Origin of the sequence: Arthrobacter glacialis (genome assembly GCF_002909445.1) — a bacterium.
In the GTDB taxonomy this organism is placed as follows: domain Bacteria; phylum Actinomycetota; class Actinomycetes; order Actinomycetales; family Micrococcaceae; genus Specibacter; species Specibacter glacialis.
This window is the reverse complement of the sequence record NZ_PPXC01000027.1, coordinates 1-18,686: the sequence shown is the minus strand read 5'-3', so window position 1 is coordinate 18,686 and position 18,686 is coordinate 1. Positions and strand designations below refer to the sequence as shown.

At 60.6% G+C, this 18,686-nt stretch carries 11 protein-coding genes; 9 read left to right on the top strand and 2 right to left on the bottom strand.

The genetic code is table 11. From position 1 onward, the window contains the following. Window positions 1-264: 264 nt before the first annotated feature. Window positions 265-840: a hypothetical protein gene (locus CVS27_RS20005; RefSeq protein WP_103467610.1), complete on the bottom strand. Its 576-nt coding sequence runs from the start codon at window positions 838-840 to the stop codon at window positions 265-267. Between the two features lie 275 nt (window positions 841-1,115). Between CVS27_RS20005 and CVS27_RS20000 the strand changes: the two genes are divergently transcribed. The 6 genes from CVS27_RS20000 (at window position 1,116) to glgX (ending at window position 7,844) form a co-directional block, all read left to right on the top strand. Then, on the top strand, window positions 1,116-1,598 hold the full coding sequence (locus CVS27_RS20000; protein ID WP_054009598.1) for a CarD family transcriptional regulator: 483 nt from the start codon (window positions 1,116-1,118) through the stop codon (window positions 1,596-1,598). A gap of 93 nt (window positions 1,599-1,691) precedes the next feature. Beyond that, complete coding sequence (gene ispD, locus CVS27_RS19995) at window positions 1,692-2,471, top strand: 2-C-methyl-D-erythritol 4-phosphate cytidylyltransferase (RefSeq protein ID WP_103467609.1); 780 nt, start codon at window positions 1,692-1,694, stop codon at window positions 2,469-2,471. 5 nt (window positions 2,472-2,476) lie between these two features. Then, on the top strand, window positions 2,477-2,983 hold the full coding sequence (ispF, locus tag CVS27_RS19990; RefSeq protein WP_103467608.1) for a 2-C-methyl-D-erythritol 2,4-cyclodiphosphate synthase: 507 nt from the start codon (window positions 2,477-2,479) through the stop codon (window positions 2,981-2,983). 9 nt (window positions 2,984-2,992) lie between these two features. Beyond that, window positions 2,993-4,411, top strand: a complete 1,419-nt coding sequence (gene cysS / locus CVS27_RS19985; RefSeq protein WP_103467607.1) for a cysteine--tRNA ligase — start codon at window positions 2,993-2,995, stop codon at window positions 4,409-4,411. A 221-nt stretch (window positions 4,412-4,632) separates the two neighbouring features. After that, window positions 4,633-5,628, top strand: a complete 996-nt coding sequence (rlmB, locus tag CVS27_RS19980) for a 23S rRNA (guanosine(2251)-2'-O)-methyltransferase RlmB (RefSeq protein ID WP_103467606.1) — start codon at window positions 4,633-4,635, stop codon at window positions 5,626-5,628. 2 nt (window positions 5,629-5,630) lie between these two features. Continuing rightward, window positions 5,631-7,844, top strand: coding sequence for a glycogen debranching protein GlgX (glgX, locus tag CVS27_RS19975; RefSeq protein ID WP_103467605.1), 2,214 nt, complete (start codon window positions 5,631-5,633; stop codon window positions 7,842-7,844). Between the two features lie 98 nt (window positions 7,845-7,942). On the opposite strand, the gene glgP is transcribed toward glgX, so the two are convergent. Beyond that, entirely contained in the window at window positions 7,943-10,558 is a 2,616-nt protein-coding gene (gene glgP, locus CVS27_RS19970) for an alpha-glucan family phosphorylase (RefSeq protein WP_207767597.1), read from the bottom strand. A 201-nt stretch (window positions 10,559-10,759) separates the two neighbouring features. Between glgP and CVS27_RS19965 the strand changes: the two genes are divergently transcribed. Genes CVS27_RS19965 through glgB form a run of 3 tightly spaced genes read left to right on the top strand, consistent with a single transcriptional unit; the run spans window position 10,760 to window position 18,333 of the window. Next, the gene (locus CVS27_RS19965) at window positions 10,760-12,829 is read left to right on the top strand and encodes an alpha-1,4-glucan--maltose-1-phosphate maltosyltransferase (RefSeq protein ID WP_207767598.1); all 2,070 of its coding nucleotides are present in this window, start codon (window positions 10,760-10,762) and stop codon (window positions 12,827-12,829) included. A gap of 3 nt (window positions 12,830-12,832) precedes the next feature. Next, on the top strand, window positions 12,833-14,620 hold the full coding sequence (gene treS / locus CVS27_RS19960; RefSeq protein WP_103467603.1) for a maltose alpha-D-glucosyltransferase: 1,788 nt from the start codon (window positions 12,833-12,835) through the stop codon (window positions 14,618-14,620). Next, a complete protein-coding gene (gene glgB, locus CVS27_RS19955; RefSeq protein ID WP_103467602.1) occupies window positions 14,620-18,333 on the top strand; it encodes a 1,4-alpha-glucan branching protein GlgB in 3,714 nt (1,237 codons plus the stop codon). The genes treS and glgB overlap by 1 nt, the downstream gene beginning before the upstream one ends. The last annotated feature ends 353 nt before the right edge of the window (window positions 18,334-18,686 follow it).

Here is an 18,686-nt window from a genome sequence, read left to right as displayed (position 1 = left end):
CTCCCCGAAACGGGCTATTTTCAGCCACTACTGCGGGTCAGTTTGTTTAATCACCCACACCGGCGCCCCGTTCCGCTTGTGGCACCTCGTTGACGGGGCGCCCCCAGCGGAACGGGGCGCGGACCTCATGCCACTGGGCGGCGCTGCGGATGGAGGCAAAAGCCCGCCGCCGGGCGCAAAAAAGCGGGGCCGGCCATCGTCATGATGGCCGGCCCCGCTTTGTGTGCCCCGCAGCTGCGTCCCGAGATGCGGGAGCAAAACAACTTAGTGCTTGGCAGCTTCAGCTGTTGCGGTGTCAGTCGGTGCTGCGCTGGAAACGTCCGACGGTGAAGCGGTGGTGGCCGGCGTCGGCAACAAGTTCTTGTATTCGGCCAAGGTGCCATCCAGAACTGGAACCTGCAAAGTGGCAGTTTCCGTGGCTCCGCCGGACTGGCGCAGTTCAAGCGTTTCCATGGCGCCCGGGGGCTGGGCCATGGTGCTGAGAATAGCCTTGTCGCCGACGGTGTCCAGGACCAAGGGCGTGCCGGGCTTAACAGTGACTTCAGTCTGGGAGCCCTGCGCGCCGCTGATCGTCAAGGTGATGTCAGCGGCAGACTGGTTGTAGAACGTGCCAATGAGGCGCCCGGGGCTGCCAGCAGCCTCGGAGACAATCAGTACGTTGCGCAGCTCCAGCTGACCCATGTTCTTGCAAACTCCATCAGATGCGGAGTAAACCAAGGTGGTGCTTTGCTGGTTGATGGCTGAGCAACCGGTGAAGGCCAGGGCGCCAACGCCGATGGCTGCAATCAGGCTCAAGCGTTGCAATCGTTTGGTACCGCGGATGCCGGCAGCGATTCTCACGTCAATAACTCCTCATGGAAAAGACAAAATATCTTTGCTCAGCTTATCCGCAAATGGGTCCAATGTGCGCTTCCGGCACTGTTTGAGGACTTTGGCGCCCATGGGCCCATTCACTCACTGCATCTTCTCACCGCTTAGTCAAGGGGTCAGCAATTCTCCAATTGTTGGAACAATTGCGCGGTCAGCGTAGCGCTGGCAGTCCCTGACCTGCGGAAACTCAAGGGAGCGGCTAGTTAACCGTGGTAAACTAGGACTATTGGAAAGGGAGAATCCACATGCTTTTTGAGGTCGGCGAGACAGTAGTTTACCCACACCATGGTGCGGCAAAGATCGAAGAGATCAAGATGCGCACCATCCGCGGTGAAGAGAAGATGTATCTCAAGCTCAAGGTTGCCCAGGGGGATCTGACCATTGAGGTCCCTGCTGAGAACGTAGACCTTGTTGGGGTTCGTGATGTTGTAGGCAAGGAAGGGCTGGAGCACGTTTTCGAAGTGCTTCGTGCGGAGTTTACGGAGGAGCCCACCAACTGGTCTCGCCGTTACAAGGCAAACCTGGAAAAGCTTGCCTCAGGTGACGTTATCAAGGTCGCAGAAGTTGTGCGCGATCTGTGGCGTCGTGACCATGACCGCGGCCTGTCCGCTGGCGAGAAGCGTATGCTCGCCAAGGCGCGTCAGATTCTGATCTCCGAGCTTGCCTTGGCGGAAAAGACTGACGAAGACAAGGCCGCCGAAGTCCTTGACGAAGTTCTGGCTTCATAGTTTTTGATTCTTGTAACAAAAAACCCCTGCCTAGTGCGGGGGTTTTTTGCGTCACGGGGTGGTTTGGGCGCCTTCGCCGCTAATGTAGAGGCTATGACTGAGGTGAAAGATGGCTCGTGTGCGGTAGTAATAGTTGCAGCTGGTTCTGGGCAGCGTTTGGGTTACGGAGTTCCAAAAGCGCGGGTTCCCCTCGGAGCTGACCCAATGCTCGTCCATGCCGTGAGGGGAGTGCTCAAGGCTAAAGTGGCAGCCCAAATTTGTGTGGCCATTCCGGCACAGGATGCTCAATTGGTGGATATTTGTCAGCAGCTGAGCAATGAGGCCCAAGCTGCGGGAGTGCTCTTTAGCGTGGTCGACGGCGGCGCGCAGCGCTCCGAGTCGGTGTACGCGGCGCTGGCGCACATTGCCACGGGTATCACCACGGTGATGATTCACGACGCCGCCCGGCCCCTGACGCCGTCGGGCGTTTTCAACCGCGTCGCCGCAGCGTTGCGTGACGGTGCCAAGGCAGTCATCCCGGCCCTGGCCGTGGTTGACACCATCAAAACTGTTATTCCGGCAACCCTGCCAGCCACGGGTGCTGGCGTGGAACAGGTGGTGGGTACTCCCGCGCGCAGCCAGCTGCGGGCCGTCCAGACGCCGCAAGGATTTGAGCTGGAAACCTTGCGCCGGGCCTACGCCCACGCCCTGACCCTGGACGATCAGACCGCAGCCCAGATCACTGACGATGCCATGCTGGTGGAAGCTCTGGGTGAGCAAGTGTTTGTCGTGCAGGGCTCCACCCACAGCCTGAAAATCACTTCACCCACTGATTTGCTCCTCGCCGAAGCAATGTTGGAGGGGCCCCTGCGCCCCCGCTGGGTGGAAGGATAAATCGCATGATCTTGCCACGAACAGGCATCGGCGTGGACATCCACGCCTTCGCACCCGAGGACAGTCCCGCCCCGCTGTGGCTTGCCGGGCTTTTCTGGGAAGGTGAGCGCGGGCTCAGCGGCCATTCCGACGGCGACGCCGTGGCCCATGCAGCGGCCGACGCCCTGTTTTCCGCCGCCGGAGTAGGCGATCTGGGCACCCACTTTGGCACCGACAGGCCCGAATACAAGGGTGCGAGCGGGGTGACACTTTTGGCCGAAGCCGCCCGGATCGTGCGGGCTGCCGGTTTTGAGATTGGCAATGTTGCCGTGCAATTTGTGGGCAACAGGCCAATATTTTCCCCGCGACGGCAGGAGGCCGAGGCTGTTTTGAGCGCAGCCGCCGGAGCCCCCGTCTCGGTCAGCGCCACCACCTCGGACAAACTGGGTTTTCCCGGCCGTGGCGAAGGCATCACAGCCATCGCGACAGCCCTTGTCATCCAAAACGCCCCCGCATCTGCGCCTGAAAGGTAATCTAGAGCCGTGACCTTGCGCTTTTATGATTCCGCCACAGCTTCCGTCCGGGACTTTGTCCCCCTCACCGAGGGGCGGGCTTCGGTTTACTATTGCGGCGCCACTGTGCAAGGTGAGCCGCACATTGGCCACGTCCGGTCTGCGCTGGCCTTCGACCAGCTGACCCGCTGGCTGCAGGCCAAGGGGCTGGAAGTCACCGTTGTGCGCAACGTGACTGACATTGATGACAAAATCCTGGTCAAGGCCGTGGAGAACAATGAGCCGTGGTGGGCCCTGGCGTACAGATTTGAACAGGCCTTCGAGGACGCCTACGACGCTCTGGGCATCCTCAAGCCCACCTACGAGCCCCGCGCCACGGGCCACATCCCGGAAATGCACGCCCTGATTTCCTTGTTGATTGAGCGCGGCCATGCCTACCCGGCGCTGGATGACTCCGGTGACGTGTACTTTGATGTCCGGTCATGGAAGCAGTACGGGTCACTCACCCGGCAGAACATTGACGACATGCAGGCAGCGCCCGACGCCGATCCTCGCGGCAAGAAGGACGCCCGCGACTTCGCGCTGTGGAAGGGTTCCAAGCCCGGCGAGCCGGAAACCGCCAGCTGGGCATCGCCCTGGGGTGCCGGCCGCCCCGGCTGGCATTTGGAATGCTCCGCCATGGTGACCAAGTACCTCGGCACCGAGTTCGACATTCACGGCGGCGGCTTGGACCTGCGGTTCCCGCACCACGAAAACGAGATGGCCCAGTCGCAGGCTGCCGGCCACGGCTTCGCCAATTTTTGGATGCACAACGGCATGGTCACCTTTGAGGGTGAAAAAATGTCCAAGTCCATCGGCAACACCATCAACCCACGGGAAATGCTCCAAATCGCCCGCCCCCTGGTGGTCCGCTATTACCTGGGCCAGGCCCACTACCGCTCGGTGCTGGACTACCGGCCCGGGTCTCTCACGGAGGCCGCGGCCGCCGTCGAACGCATTGAAACCTTTGTCAAAGCCGCGGTTTCCCAAGCACACTCGAACGGCAAAGTCAGTGTTACCGGCAACCTTCCGGATACCTTCACGGCCGCCATGGACGACGACCTGAACATCCCCGCAGCCTTGGCTGTGCTGCACGAGACTGTGCGCGCGGGCAACACAGCGCTGGCCAAGAAGGACATTGAAGCAGCTGGCGTTGCGCTGGAAGCTGTCGTTTCCATGACCGACGCCCTGGGGATCAATCCCCTGGACGAGCAATGGGCCAGGGGTGGCGATGCCACAGCAGAACTGGCTGCCTTGGATGTTTTGGTCAAGGCCCAGTTGGAGGCACGCGCGCAGGCCCGGACCGAGAAGAACTGGGCCGAATCGGACAAGATCAGGGACGTCTTGGCTGCTGCCGGCATCGACATTGCCGACTCCGCCAACGGTTCCACCTGGTCCCTGCGGCGGTAATGCCGGACCCATAGCCATCACTGATCCTCGAGCACGGCCACGTGAGAATGGGCACTTTTTTGGCTGACTTTCACCAAAATCGCGTGCAGGCCGTAAACTAATAGCTACGGGTTTCACTTTCCCGTTATCTCGTGTGCCTAAAATGTGCGCGCGTACAGGTATGTTTGACGACTTTGGGGCCTTGGCATCACGGGCGCCGCACCAATCGTAAGGGTTTTACCATGGCCAACACTTCCCGCTCCGGCGCAGTCCGCAAGCTCAAGAAGGGCCCCGTCAAGGGCACCGGCGGACTCGGTCGCAAGGCACTCGAGGGCAAGGGTCCCACTCCCAAGGCGTCAGAGCGCACCTATCACAAGGCGTTCAAGAATCAGGAGCTGGCTGAGCGTTCGGCCGCCAAGCACGCTGGAACTTCCCAGTCAGCCCGCCGCAACAGCGGCCCCAAGGGCAAGGCCATGGAGGAACTCGTTACGGGCCGCAACTCCGTGGTTGAGGCGCTGCGCGCAGGCATCCCGGCGAAGGTGCTGTACGTTGCTGTCCGCGTTGACATGGACGAGCGCGTGCGTGAATCCATCAAGCTGGCGGCAGAACGCGGCATCCCGCTGCTGGAAGCACAGAAGCCCGAACTGGATCGCCTCACTGAAGACGCCATCCACCAGGGCCTGGTTTTGCAGATCCCCCCGTACGAGTACGAAGACGCCGTTGACACGGCCGGCGAGATCATGGCCAAGTGGAAAAAAGGCCACATTGCCAATGCTCCGCTCATCGTTGCTCTTGACGGAATCACTGACACCCGCAACCTCGGTGCCATCATCCGCAGCGTTTCAGCATTCTCCGGCCATGCAGTGATCGTTCCCGAACGCCGCAGCGCCGGCGTCACCGCTGCGGCGTGGAAGACCAGTGCCGGTGCAGCAGTGCGCGTTCCGGTTGCCAAGGCCCCTAACCTGAACCGCGCCATCGGTGCGTTCCAGAAGATGGGCTACTTTGTGCTGGGGCTCGACGGCGACGGTGACATTTCGCTGCCCGACCTCACCTTGGCCCAGGAGCCTGTGTGCATTGTGGTTGGTTCCGAAGGCAAGGGCCTGTCCCGCTTGGTTCGCGAAAACTGCGACCAGATTGTCTCCATCCCGATCGATTCAGCCATGGAATCGCTAAACGCCTCCATGGCTGTAGGCATCAGCCTCTACGAGATCTCAAGGCAACGAGCGGCCAAGGCCTAATCATGCCCGAAACAGTCGTGGAGGCCATCGGGACTCTGGGTGCTGCTTTGTCGCGCCATTCCCAACTGGGAGTGAGCGCTGTGAAGGGTGCCCAGAGCTCGGTAGCCAACGTGGCGGTCTATTCCCCTGCCAACAGCAACGTGGTGCTTTGCTATCAGCCACCGGGCGAGGCATGGAAGGCTGTCCTGCTGCCGGACAAGACCGACGGCGTGCATCACGCCCTGGTGCCCGACATGCCCGTGGGAAGCCGCTACGGCTTCTACGTTGACCTTGCGGCAACCAAAGAGGAAATGCTCCTCATCGACCCGGATGCCGTGCAGTTATTGCTGGATCCCTACGGCCGCTACATTCATGAGGAAGTCAACGCGGCGGGCGAAACCAAGTACATGTCGGTGCGCATGGACGACGGCTTTGACTGGGGCACAGTCGCCCGTCCGCACACCCCGTGGCGGGAAACAATTTTTTACGAAGCACATGTGCGCGGCCAGACAATGTTGCACCCGGATGTGCCCGAGGAAATTCGCGGAACTTATGCCGGCATGGCGCATCCCGCCATGATCAAGCACCTGCTGAGCCTTGGCGTGACAGCCGTGGAGCTTTTGCCGGTCCATTTCCACATTGATGAGCCGCACCTGCACGGAACAGGCATGAGCAATTACTGGGGTTACAACACCCTTGGATTCTTTGCCCCGCATGTGGGATATGCCAGCGCTGCCGCGCGCGAATCCGGCCCGGCAGCCGTTCAGGATGAGCTCAAGGGCATGATCAAGCTGCTGCACATGGCGGGCATTGAGGTCATCTTGGATGTTGTGTACAACCACACAGCCGAGGGTGGCCAGGGCGGACCCAACTACAGCTGGCGTGGACTGGCTGAAGAGCAGTACTACCGCATGCGTGACGGCAGTTACTATGACACCACGGGCTGCGGCAACACCTTGAATTTCGCCAACCCCCATGTCATCAAGATGGCCATGGATTCGCTGCGGTACTGGGTGGAGGAGTTCCATATTGATGGGTTCCGCTTTGATCTGGCCGTGTCCTTGGCGCGCAATGGCGGGCATGAGTTCACCAACCAGCACCCGTTCCTGCTCGCGGCGAGCACCGACGGCGTGCTCTCATCCACCAAGCTCATTTCCGAGCCTTGGGATGTTGGCTACGGTGGATGGCAGACAGGCAATTTCCCCACCGGCTGGGCGGATTGGAATGATTCGTTCCGCGACCAGGTCCGTGAAGTGTGGCTGACTGACAGGGCTGCCATGTTGGCGGGCTACCACCACAACGGACTGGCCACTTTCGGCGATGCCCTGGGCGGATCGGCCAAGATTTTTGCCGGTTCAGGCCGCGGGCAGCTGGCCTCGATCAACCTGATCACGGCACACGACGGGTTTACCCTGGCTGACTTGACTGCTTACAACCACAAGCACAATCTGGACAATCAGGAAGACAACCGCGACGGCACCAGCAACAACCGCAGCTGGAACCACGGTGTTGAGGGGATCACCAACAACCCCACCACGTTGGCGCAGCGGGCCAAAACCTCGCGCAATCTCATGGCTACCATGCTGCTGGCATTGGGTGTGCCCATGATTACTGCCGGCGATGAGTTGGGGCGCAGCCAGGGCGGCAATAACAACGTCTACTGCCAGGACAATGAGATCTCCTGGGTTGACTGGTCCATGGATGATGAGGCCAAGACCATGCTGGCCGCCACGATCCGGCTGGCGCAGATCCGCAAGGACTTCCTGGCGCTGCAGCCCAGCACCTATCCCACTCGCGGGGGGCAGTCCTTCATTCACTGGTTTGGCGCCGACGGGCAGCCCATGACGGCTGATCGGTGGAAGAACCCGCACGAACGCGTTCTGACCATGTTGATGGGTTCCCCCGAAGGCACTGTTGACGGCTTGGTGATCTTCAATACGGGCGTCACCGATGAAGACGTCATCCTGCCAGCCAATCCGCGCTTTAGCGAGGCAGGGGCAGACGCTGGGGCTGATACCGAAACGGTTGACGCTCAGGCGACGGAGCAGGATGTTGTGGAAACTTCAGGGCCTCGCCCGTACATGTTGCGGATGACTACCGAGCTTCCCACACGCACCGACGACGGCGAACCTTCCTTTCGGCTGCCCCGGACCATTGAGCCCGTTCCGGCAGGTGCCGCGGTGCGCGCGAACGCCAACACCGTTCAGATCTACCGCAACGACCTGACCCCGTTGTAGCCGCCATCAAGACCAACTGGCCCGCATAAAACGCCGAAAAATAACGGTTTTACCGTGATTTTCGGCGTTTTCTGCGGGCCAGTTGTTTGGCGGTCCGATCAGGCGGTGGTGATCAGTCCCAGCTCGGCCGGATTGGCCAGTGCTCCGTGCTTGGGCAGGATCTGCACGCCGTAACCAAAGTTCCCTGAGCGGTCAATGACGAGCTCGGTGGTGAATTGGTAGCGGCCGGGGCCGTACTCCTGCACCGAGTCCAGGGACAGGCTGCGCGTTGCCGTAAGCTCGTCGGAATCGCTGGCCGTCCCATAGACCACCGTGACGTTGACGTCCTCGGGGCGTAGCTGCCCCAGAGTGATGTGGGCGCGGACCTGCAATGATTCCCCAATTTGCGGTTCGTCGTTGAGGCCGTGTGACTCCACATGCTCAATGTGGACACCACCCCAGGCGGGCCGGACATTGTCTATCCAGGCCGCGAATTCCTTCGTGGCGGCGTAGTCGTTGGCCCTGGCCAGGCGGCCGGCCTCCGCAGCCGGCTGGTACAAACGCTGTACGTACTCTGCCACCATGCGGTTGGCGGACACTGCCGGGCCAAGGTGCGCCAGGGTGTGCTTGATCATGGAAATCCAATGGGCTGGCAAGGCGCCATCGTGTGGCTGCGACGGTCCTGCGGCGCCGGCATCCATGGTCACCACTTCACCGTAGAAGCGAGGGGCCACTTGAGTTTCCAGCAATTCGTACAAGGCACCAGCCTCAATGTCGTCGCGTTCCTCTTCGCTGGTGCCGGTATTTGCTGTGGGGATCGCCCAGCCGTTTTCGCCGTCGTACAGTTCATCCCACCAGCCATCCATGACGGACAGGTTCAACGAACCGTTGATGGCGGCCTTCATGCCCGAGGTGCCACAGGCTTCCAACGGCCGCAGCGGGTTGTTCAGCCAAACATCGCAGCCGGGGAAAAGCGTCCTGGCCATTGCGATGTCGTAATTGGGCAAGAACACAATCCGGTGGCGCACCTCCGGGTCATCCGTGAACTGCACCAGGTCCTGAATCATTTTCTTGCCCGCGTCGTCCGCGGGGTGGGACTTGCCGGCAATAATGATTTGGATGGGATGCTCAGGGTGCAGCAACAGGGCCTTGAGGCGGGCGGGATCACGCAGCATCAAGGTCAGGCGCTTGTAGGTGGGGACGCGGCGGGCAAAGCCAATGGTCAGCACGTCCGGGTCCAGGGCACTGTCCGTCCAGGCGAGCTGGGCGTCGGCGGCCCCGCGCTTCTTCCACGACGCCCGCAATCTACGCCGGGCATCGCTGACAAGGGCGGCGCGGAGGCGGCGGCGCATGGCCCACACTTCCTCATCGGTGACGTCATACACCTTGGACCAGTCGGGGCCGTCCAGCACTTCGGCGCCAAAACGCTCCCGGGCCAGCTCGGCCAGCGCCGGGTCCACCCAGGTGGGCACATGCACGCCGTTGGTGACGGAGGTGATGGGGATGTCCTCATGGTCAAAGCCCGGCCACAGCCCGGAGAACATGCCGCGGGAGACAACTCCGTGCAGTTTGGCCACACCATTGGCGCGTTGGGCCAGGCGCAGACCCATGACGGCCATGTTGAACACGTCGGAGTCGCCGCCGTCGTAATTCTCCGCACCCAGCGCCAGGATCTGGTGCACAGGCACGCCGGGAGCCAGTTTGCCGGCGAAGAAGTGCTCAATCATGCTGCGCGGGAACCTGTCGATTCCGGCAGGAACCGGGGTATGGGTGGTGAAAACTGTGGAGGCGCGTCCAGCCGCCAAGGCTTCGCTCCACGACAGCGGGTGTTCGGTGAGGGCCGGGTCCATGAGTTCGCGGATCCGCTCAATGCCCAGGAAGCCGGCATGGCCCTCGTTGGTGTGGAAAACTTCCGGCGCCGCTGTGCCCGTTAGGCGCGCATAAACCCGCAGGGCCTTGACCCCGCCCATGCCCAGGAGCAGTTCCTGGGTCAATCGGTGGTCACCGCCACCGCCGTACAGCCTGTCAGTGACCCCGCGGGCGGCGTCGTCGTTTTCGGCAACGTTGGAGTCCAGGAGCAGCAGGGGCACCCGGCCCACGTCCGCACGCCAAATATGGGCGTGCAGTGTCCGGTTGTCAGGCAGCGGGAGCGAAATAAGGACGGGTGCGCCGTCGTCCTCGCGCAACAGGGTCAGGGGCAAGGCGTCGGGGTCCAGCAAGGGGTATGTTTCCTGCTGCCACGCATCCTTGGACAATGACTGCTTGAAATAGCCGGCCTGGTACAAGAGTCCGACGCCGATCAAGGGGACCCCCAGGTCGGAGGCCGATTTCAGGTGGTCACCTGCCAAGATACCCAGGCCGCCTGAATACTGGGGCAGGACGTCGGCAATGCCAAATTCGGGGGAGAAGTAGGCGATGCTTTGGGGGGCCTCCGCGCCCAGCTCCTGATACCAGCGGGGTTCGTTGAGGTAACAGTCCAGGCTGGCCTGCGCACTGTCCACCCGGGCCACCACATCAGGGTCGTGGGCCAGCAGCTGCAACTGTTCACGGGACAGCGCCGAGAGCATGGACAGGGGATCGAATCGTGATTTTTCCCAAAGCTCGGGATTGAGCGATTCAAACAAATTGCGTGTGGGCAGGTGCCACGACCAGCGAAGATTGGTTGCCAGAGACGTTAGCGCAGAAATCTGCGCAGGGACTGTCGTGCGAACTGTGAATCTGCGAATTGCCTTCATGCCGGTCACAGTAACCCATGAACATGACACTAATATTGCTTGGGCGGTTTATTACCTACTTCATTACGCAGACCGGCCGTTTCAAGACGAACTTTGACCCGCTCGTGACGGGCCAACACACTCAAATGCGGATGGCCTTCGCAATCTGGCGGGGGAGTCGCTAACGTCTAGTTTGTGAGTACTTCCAAGCTTTCGCGAAATATGCCAGCCGCCACCTCAAAAATTGGCGCTGCCAAGCAGGTGCCCGAAAAGCTCAACCCTGCCGAGGGGCTGCGTTTTGGTCGAATCCCCATCACCAACGTCCAGCCCGTGCTTGAAGGTGGCAAATTCGCCGCCAAGGGTGTTCGTGGTGCCGATGTGCTTGTCAGTGCAGTGGTTTTCCGTGAAGGCCATGACGTGCTGGGTGCCACGGCCGTTCTGATTGCTCCCGACGGGACAGTGGCCCAGCGCAGCAAACTCACGCCGCGCGGTAAGGGCAGCGATGCTTGGGAAGGCGTGATCACCCCGGGTTTTGAGGGTGACTGGACGTTCCTTGTTGAAGGGTGGACGGACCTGTACGCCACCTGGGCGCACAATGCTCAGGTAAAAATCAACGCCGACGTCGATGTGGACGTCATGCTGGCCGAAGGCGCCCAGCTGCTGGGCAAGGCTGCCCAGGAAGCTCCCGGTGCCGCAGAGGCGACGGTGTTCAAGCATGCGGCACACATGTTGGCGGATGCGTCCTTGAACGTCAATGACCGCTTGGCCGCCGGGACCGGCGCGGCCGTGCGTGCCGCCGTCGAGCATTTCCCGCTGCGAGATCTGGTGACCAGCAGTGAGGCGTACCCCCTGAAAGTGGAACGCGATGCTGCCGGCCGTGGTGCCTGGTACGAATTCTTCCCGCGGTCAGAGGGCGCCGCACGCCACCCGGAGACCGGCGAGTGGACCAGCGGCAATTTCCAAACTGCCACCCATCGGCTGCCGGCAGTTGCCGCCATGGGCTTTGACGTCCTGTACCTGCCGCCCATCCACCCCATCGGTTTCGTCAACCGCAAGGGCCCCAACAACACGTTGACGGCAGGCCCCGGGGATCCGGGTTCACCGTGGGCCATTGGTTCTGCGGCTGGCGGGCACGACGCCATCCACCCGGATTTGGGCACCTTCGACGATTTTGACGCCTTTGTGGCTGCGGCTAACGAGCTGGAGCTGGAAATCGCGCTGGATTTGGCGCTGCAGTGCGCGCCGGACCACCCCTGGGCCACCGAGCACCCGGAATGGTTCACCACTCGAGTGGACGGCACCATTGCGTATGCGGAAAACCCGCCCAAAAAGTACCAGGACATCTATCCGCTGAACTTTGACAATGACCCGGCGGGGCTTTCCCACGAGATCCTGCGCATTGTGCGGCTGTGGATTGACCATGGCGTGCGCATTTTCCGCGTGGACAACCCCCACACCAAGCCCGTGTGGTTTTGGGAGTGGCTCATTGGCAAGATCAATGCCGAGCGTCCCGACGTGGTTTTCCTGGCCGAGGCCTTTACCCGCCCGGCCATGATGGCGGCGCTGGGGCGGGCCGGATTCCAGCAGTCCTACAGCTACTTCACCTGGCGCAACACCAAGGAGGAGCTGGAGGAGTACCTGGTCCACGTCAGCCGCGAGTCGGCCGGCTATTTCCGGCCCAACTTCTTTGTCAACACCCCGGACATTCTCACCGAGTACCTGCAGTTCGGCGGGCCGGCGGCGTTTAAGATCCGCGCCATTCTGGCCGCCTTGGGCAGCCCCTTGTGGGGCATGTATGCCGGCTACGAGTTGTTCGAACACGTGGCCCGGCCTGGTTCTGAAGAGAACATTGACAATGAGAAGTACGAGTACAAGGACCGTGACTTCGCCAAAGCGGAGGCACACGGCAAGTCACTGGCCCCATTTGTCACCAAGCTCAACAGCATCCGCCGGGCGCACCCAGCCTTGCTGGATCTGCAAAATCTCACCCTGCATGAAAGTTCGGATGATGCCACGCTGGTGTTCAGCAAGCACAAGCACATCGCTGCCACGGACGGGGCCCCCGCCCGCAAGGACACCATCATTGTGGTGATCAACGTTGACCCGCACAGCATGCGCGAGGGCGCGGTGACCTTGAACCTTGACGCCCTGGGTCTGGACGGGCTTGCCCCTGACGGGACCTTCATTGTGGATGAGCTCATCACAGGTGCCACCTGGAACTGGGGCAAGAAGAACTACTTCCGCTTGGACGCCCACCTGGAACCCGCCCACATCCTGCACATCCGGCGGTGAGTCATGGCCTTCACGCATACCAATAGTGCCCAGCAGTTCAATGTGAACGCGCCCGGATTGGCCCATGACAGGCATTGGTACCGTAAGGCTGTTTTCTATGAAGTGCTGGTGCAAAGTTTCGCTGACGCCAACGGTGACGGCTCGGGCGATTTCTCCGGGCTGATCTCCCGGCTGGACTACCTTCAGTGGCTGGGGATCGACTGCCTGTGGTTGCCGCCGTTCTTTGATTCCCCCCTGCTCGACGGCGGCTACGACGTCCGTGATTTCACCTCCATCATGGAAAGCTACGGCACCATCTCGGACTTCAAGTCCTTGGTGACCCAGGCCCATGAGCGGGGCATGCGGATCATCATTGACTTGCCGCTGAATCACACTTCTGACCAGCACCCGTGGTTCAAGGCTTCACGGGAGGACCCCACGGGGCCGTTTGGCGATTTCTACATGTGGAGCGACACCACGGAGCTGTACCAGGATGCCCGGGTCATCTTCGTTGACACTGAGGAGTCCAACTGGACCTTTGATCCCGTCCGGCGCCAGTTCTTTTGGCACAGGTTCTTCAGCCACCAACCCGATCTGAACTATGAGAACCCCACCGTGCGGGAAGCTATTTTCGATGTGGTGAAGTTTTGGCTGGCTCAGGGCATTGACGGGTTCCGTGCCGACGCCATTCCTTATCTTTACGCCGAGGACGGCACCAATTGCGAGAACTTGCCGGCCACGCACCTGTTCCTGCAGGATTTGCGCGCCATGGTGGATGCCGAGTTCCCCGGCCGGGTCATCATTGCCGAGGCAAACCAGATGCCCCACGAGGTGGTGGATTACTTTGGCACGGCGGAGAATCCCGAATGCCACATGGCGTTCCATTTCCCCATCATGCCCCGGCTCTACTATGCACTGCGTGATCAAAAGGCCGCGCCGATTATTGAAACCATGGCGAACACCCCTGCCATTCCCCAAGGCGCCCAGTGGGGGACGTTCCTGCGCAACCATGACGAGCTCACCTTGGAGATGGTGACTCCCTCGGAACGCGAGGCAATGCTGGGCTGGTATGCCCCGGATTCGCGGATGCGCGCCAATATTGGGATACGACGCCGGTTGGCACCTTTGCTGGACAACTCCCGGGCGGAGATTGAGCTGATCAACGCGCTGTTGCTGGCCCTGCCCGGCAGCCCCTTCCTGTATTACGGGGACGAGATAGGCATGGGGGACAACATCTGGCTCGACGACAGGGACGCCTCGCGAACGCCCATGCAGTGGAATCCAGACCGCAACGCGGGTTTTTCAAATGTTGATCCGGGCAAGTTGTTCCTGCCTGTGGTGCAGTCGTTGGTGTATCACTACAACCACGTCAATGTTGAGGCGCAGATGGCGCACTCCAGTTCGCTGCTGCACTGGAACAAGAAGATTCTGGCTGTGCGCAAGGCCCATGCGGCCTTTGGTTTGGGCGGCTACGAGAATGTGACCACCTCGCACGAGGCTGTTTTGGCGTTCCTGCGGGTGCTGCCCGTGGGTAACGCTGAGGGGGAGAGGCCCGAATCGATCCTGTGCGTCTTCAACCTGTCCCAACATCCCGCCGCCACCACCTTGCACATGCCCGAGCTGGCCGGCCGCGGGCTGCGTGAAGTGTTTGGGGAATCGATTTTTCCGGGAATTGACGACGACGGCCGCCTCACCGTGACCCTGGGCTCCTATGACTTCTTCTGGCTGCGCATCCGTTCACAGGCCTCCAACGTCCAATCCGACCAAACGCAGGCGCTGCCCATCATCGACGGATCGGTGTACGGGTACTGATGACCGCCACACTCATTGACCTGCTGGCCGCCTGGCTGCCGGCCCAGCGCTGGTACCCGCGCAAGGGCGCCGCCGGACGGGGGGCCCAGCTGAGCATTGCTGACTCGTTTGAACTGCCGTCGTTGGACTCTTGTGTATCTCTGCACGTGCTCTTGGTTGAGGTGGCATTCCCCGGACGTGACATCGCCTCCGGTACGCAACAGGCCCCGTACGACGCCGGAGCCAGCCTGACGCTGCACGTCCCCTTGAGCTTCCACCGTAATAGCACAATCGCGCTAACTAACGGCTCTGACGTTTCCCAGGTTGTGGGTTCCGGAGTTGCGCTGCCGCCGGAGTCGGCGCTGTTGGGAACAGTAGCTGCCGGCACAGGGTCTGGGCGTCAATGGCCAGGAGGGCGGGTCTATGACGGGCTTGCGGATCCGGCTTTCATGCGGGCTTGGCTTGTGCAGTTGAATCGCGGGGAGCTTGCACCGGCCCAAGGTGCCCAGCGCCTGCGCGTCTGGCGGAACCCGGAGCTTGTCACCCTTGCTGCAGAGGCAGTCACCCATGTCCGGGTGGTGACCAGTGAGCAGTCCAATAGCTCTGTCATTTTTCAGCTCGGTGAGCGCCAACTCATTGCCAAATTCTTCCGGGTTCTCCATCCGGGCAAGCATCCCGAAGTGGAAATCGGGGAGGCCTTTGCCAGCCTGGCCACTGACGGCCAAGAATTCAGCGTCCCAGCCCTTCAGGCAGCGGTGAGTTACGGGACCGGCAGCGTGGCACTCTTTGTGATTCATGACTTTGTCCCCGATGCCCTGGACGGGTGGAGACTTGCCCTTGACTCCGCCGGGGATGGCGCCGACTTTTCCGCCAACGCCCATGCCATAGGTGATGCCCTGGCCCGGGTTCACAGCGGATTGCGCCAGGGCCTCGGCGAGCACCGCCTGGATGCCGCCGAGATTTCTGCGTTTACCGAGGCCCTGGGCACCCGGCTCAACGACGCATGGAACCTGGCGCGCTCCGCCGTCGGACCATATGATGTGCAGATTCGCAATATTTTAGCGCAGCTGAACCAAATAAAGCAAGTGCCATCAGCGCAGCGCATTCACGGTGACCTGCACCTGGGGCAGCTCCTGCAGCAGGAGTCAAAAGCTGCCCTGGGATGGTACATCCTGGACTTTGAAGGTGAGCCGCTGAGGACGTTGGCTGAGCGTGGCCGCCCGGATGTGACCTTGCGAGACGTGGCAGGAATGCTGCGTTCCTTTGATTATGCAGGGGCGCAAGCTGCGGCAACAGGGACTCTGAGCTCGGCGGCCGGCGCGCAATGGGCCCAAAACAGCGGTGAGGCGTTCGTTCAGGGGTATGAAAGCGGTTCCGGGCAAAGAATTGCAATCGACTCGGCACTTTTCGTGGCATTGTGGCTGGATAAGGCGCTGTACGAGGTTGTTTATGAATTACAAAATCGGCCCGACTGGGTATGGGTACCAGTAAAGGCCGTGCGAGATTTGTTTGAATCAAGGGAAAGTGGTGTGGACATGGGACTGAATAAAATGGCCCCTCTGGCAGTCGATGCGGGAATCTTGGCACGAATTGCCGGGGGAACGTACTATGCCCCGCATTCGGTGCTCGGGGCACACTTGGGCGATGACGGATTGGTTACTGTTCGCACGCTGCGGCATTTGGCCGAGTCGGTGCTTGTGGTGACAGGCAGCGGCGAGTACCCCATGACGCATGAACATGGCGGAATTTGGGTCGCAGTTGTACCGGCGCAAGAGGCCGGGCACGTGCCGGACTACCGTCTGGACGTGGCCTATGCCGACGTCGTGCAACGAACCGACGATCCCTACCGGTACCTGCCCACCGTGGGGGAACTGGATCTGCACCTCATTGCCGAGGGCCGTCATGAGACCTTGTGGACAGTGTTGGGCGCGCACGTGCAGCGCTATCACTCGAGCTTGGGCGAAGTGTCTGGCGTGAGCTTTGCCGTATGGGTGCCGGCTGTTCAGGCAGTGCGGGTCATCGGTGAATTCAACGGTTGGGACGGCAGGGCTCACGCCATGCGCAGCCTGGGCACCAGCGGCATCTGGGAATTGTTCATTCCTGACGTGGCGCCGGGGGATTGCTACAAATTCGAGATTCTCACCGAACATGGTGAATGGCTGCAAAAGGCTGATCCCATGGCCTATGGCACGGAGGTTCCCCCGCTGACGGCCTCCCGCGTCGTGGAATCCTCGTATTCATTCAAGGATGGCGATTGGATGGCGCAGCGTGCGCTCACGGATCCGCACAATTCCCCTATGAGCGCCTATGAGGTCCACCTTGGCTCGTGGCGCCCAGGGTTGAACTACCGTGAGCTTGCCAAAGAACTGGTCGAGTATGTTCAGGAGCTTGGTTTCACGCATGTTGAGCTCATGCCCGTGGCAGAGCACCCGTTTGGCGGATCATGGGGTTACCAGGTGACCTCTTACTACGCGCCAACCTCACGGTTTGGCCATCCCGACGATTTCCGGTTCCTTGTCGATTCACTGCACCAGGCTGGCATTGGCGTCATTATGGACTGGGTGCCGGCGCACTTCCCCAAGGACGAATGGGCGTTGGCCAAGTTCAACGGCGGGGCACAGTACGAGCACTCGGACCCCCGTCTCGGTGAACACCCCGACTGGGGAACCTTGATCTTCGACTTCGGTCGCAACGAGGTCCGCAACTTCCTCGTGGCCAATGCTCTGTACTGGTTGGAGGAGTTCCATATTGATGGGCTGCGTGTGGATGCCGTTGCTTCCATGCTGTATTTGGACTACTCCCGCGAAGAAGGCGCCTGGAGCCCCAACCGGCACGGTGGCAGGGAGAATCTGGAAGCCATCAGCTTCCTGCAGGAAATGAATGCAACCGCCTACCGGCGCAATCCAGGCGTTGTCACTATTGCCGAAGAGTCCACTGCCTTCCCCGGGGTGACGGCACCCACCAGCGGGGGTGGCCTTGGGTTCGGCATCAAGTGGAATATGGGGTGGATGCACGACTCCCTTAACTACATGGCCGAAGACCCCGTCAACCGTGGTTGGCACCACAACCAAATCACTTTCTCGCTGGTGTACGCGTTCACGGAGAACTTCTTGCTGCCCATCAGCCATGACGAGGTAGTGCACGGCAAGGGTTCCTTGTTGCGCAAGATGCCGGGGGACAGGTGGCAGCAGCTGGCCAATCTGCGCGCCTACTTGGCGTTCCAATGGGCTCATCCCGGCAAGCAACTGATCTTCATGGGCACAGAGTTCGGGCAGGAATCCGAATGGAGCGAGCAGCATGGCCTTGACTGGTGGCTGGCAGAAAACCCTGCGCACAACGGAATTCAACTTCTGGTTAAAGAGCTGAACCAAAGCTATGCCGGCACTCCCGCCCTGTATGAGTTGGACAATGTCCCCGAAGGATTTACTTGGCTCAATGGGGGGGACAGCGAAAACAATGTAGTTTCTTTCGTTCGCCGCGACAAGGCCGGCAATCCGCTAGTGTGCATTGTCAATTTCTCCGGCGTTGCCTATGAGAACCACCGCGTGGGCCTGCCGGCGGCAGGCCCGTGGCAAGAGGTTCTCAATACCGACCTTGCAGTTTTTGGCGGCTCCGATGTTCGCAACCTGGGGGCGCTGGTGGCTGAGGAAAAACCCTGGGACGGTCAGAACCTCTCAGTCCAGCTCCGGGTGCCACCCCTTGGTGCCCTGTATCTGACCCCTCTGGAAGCCTAGAACTTCAGGCGTCCTTGGAGCACCTACTTGCCGTTTGGTATTCACGGCAAGTAGGTGCTATTGTTAGTACTCCGCTGAACGAACGGTTCGGATCCGGACAAGACCAAAACAACGGCCTGGAAAACAGGCTTAATTGTTTATGTTCAAATATAAATTTGAATTCAGTCGAAATTACGGGTTTGACTTACTGGAATTCATGCGGGTAAGATTGAAAAGTTGCCTCGGCACTGATCATCGCGGACTGTTTGTTGGTTTGGGTGTGTTGGCTGGGTGTGGTTGTTGTTTGAGAACTCAATAGTGTGCCAAGTTTTATTGATACCAATTTATTTATATTGAATTGGTTATTTGGTTTT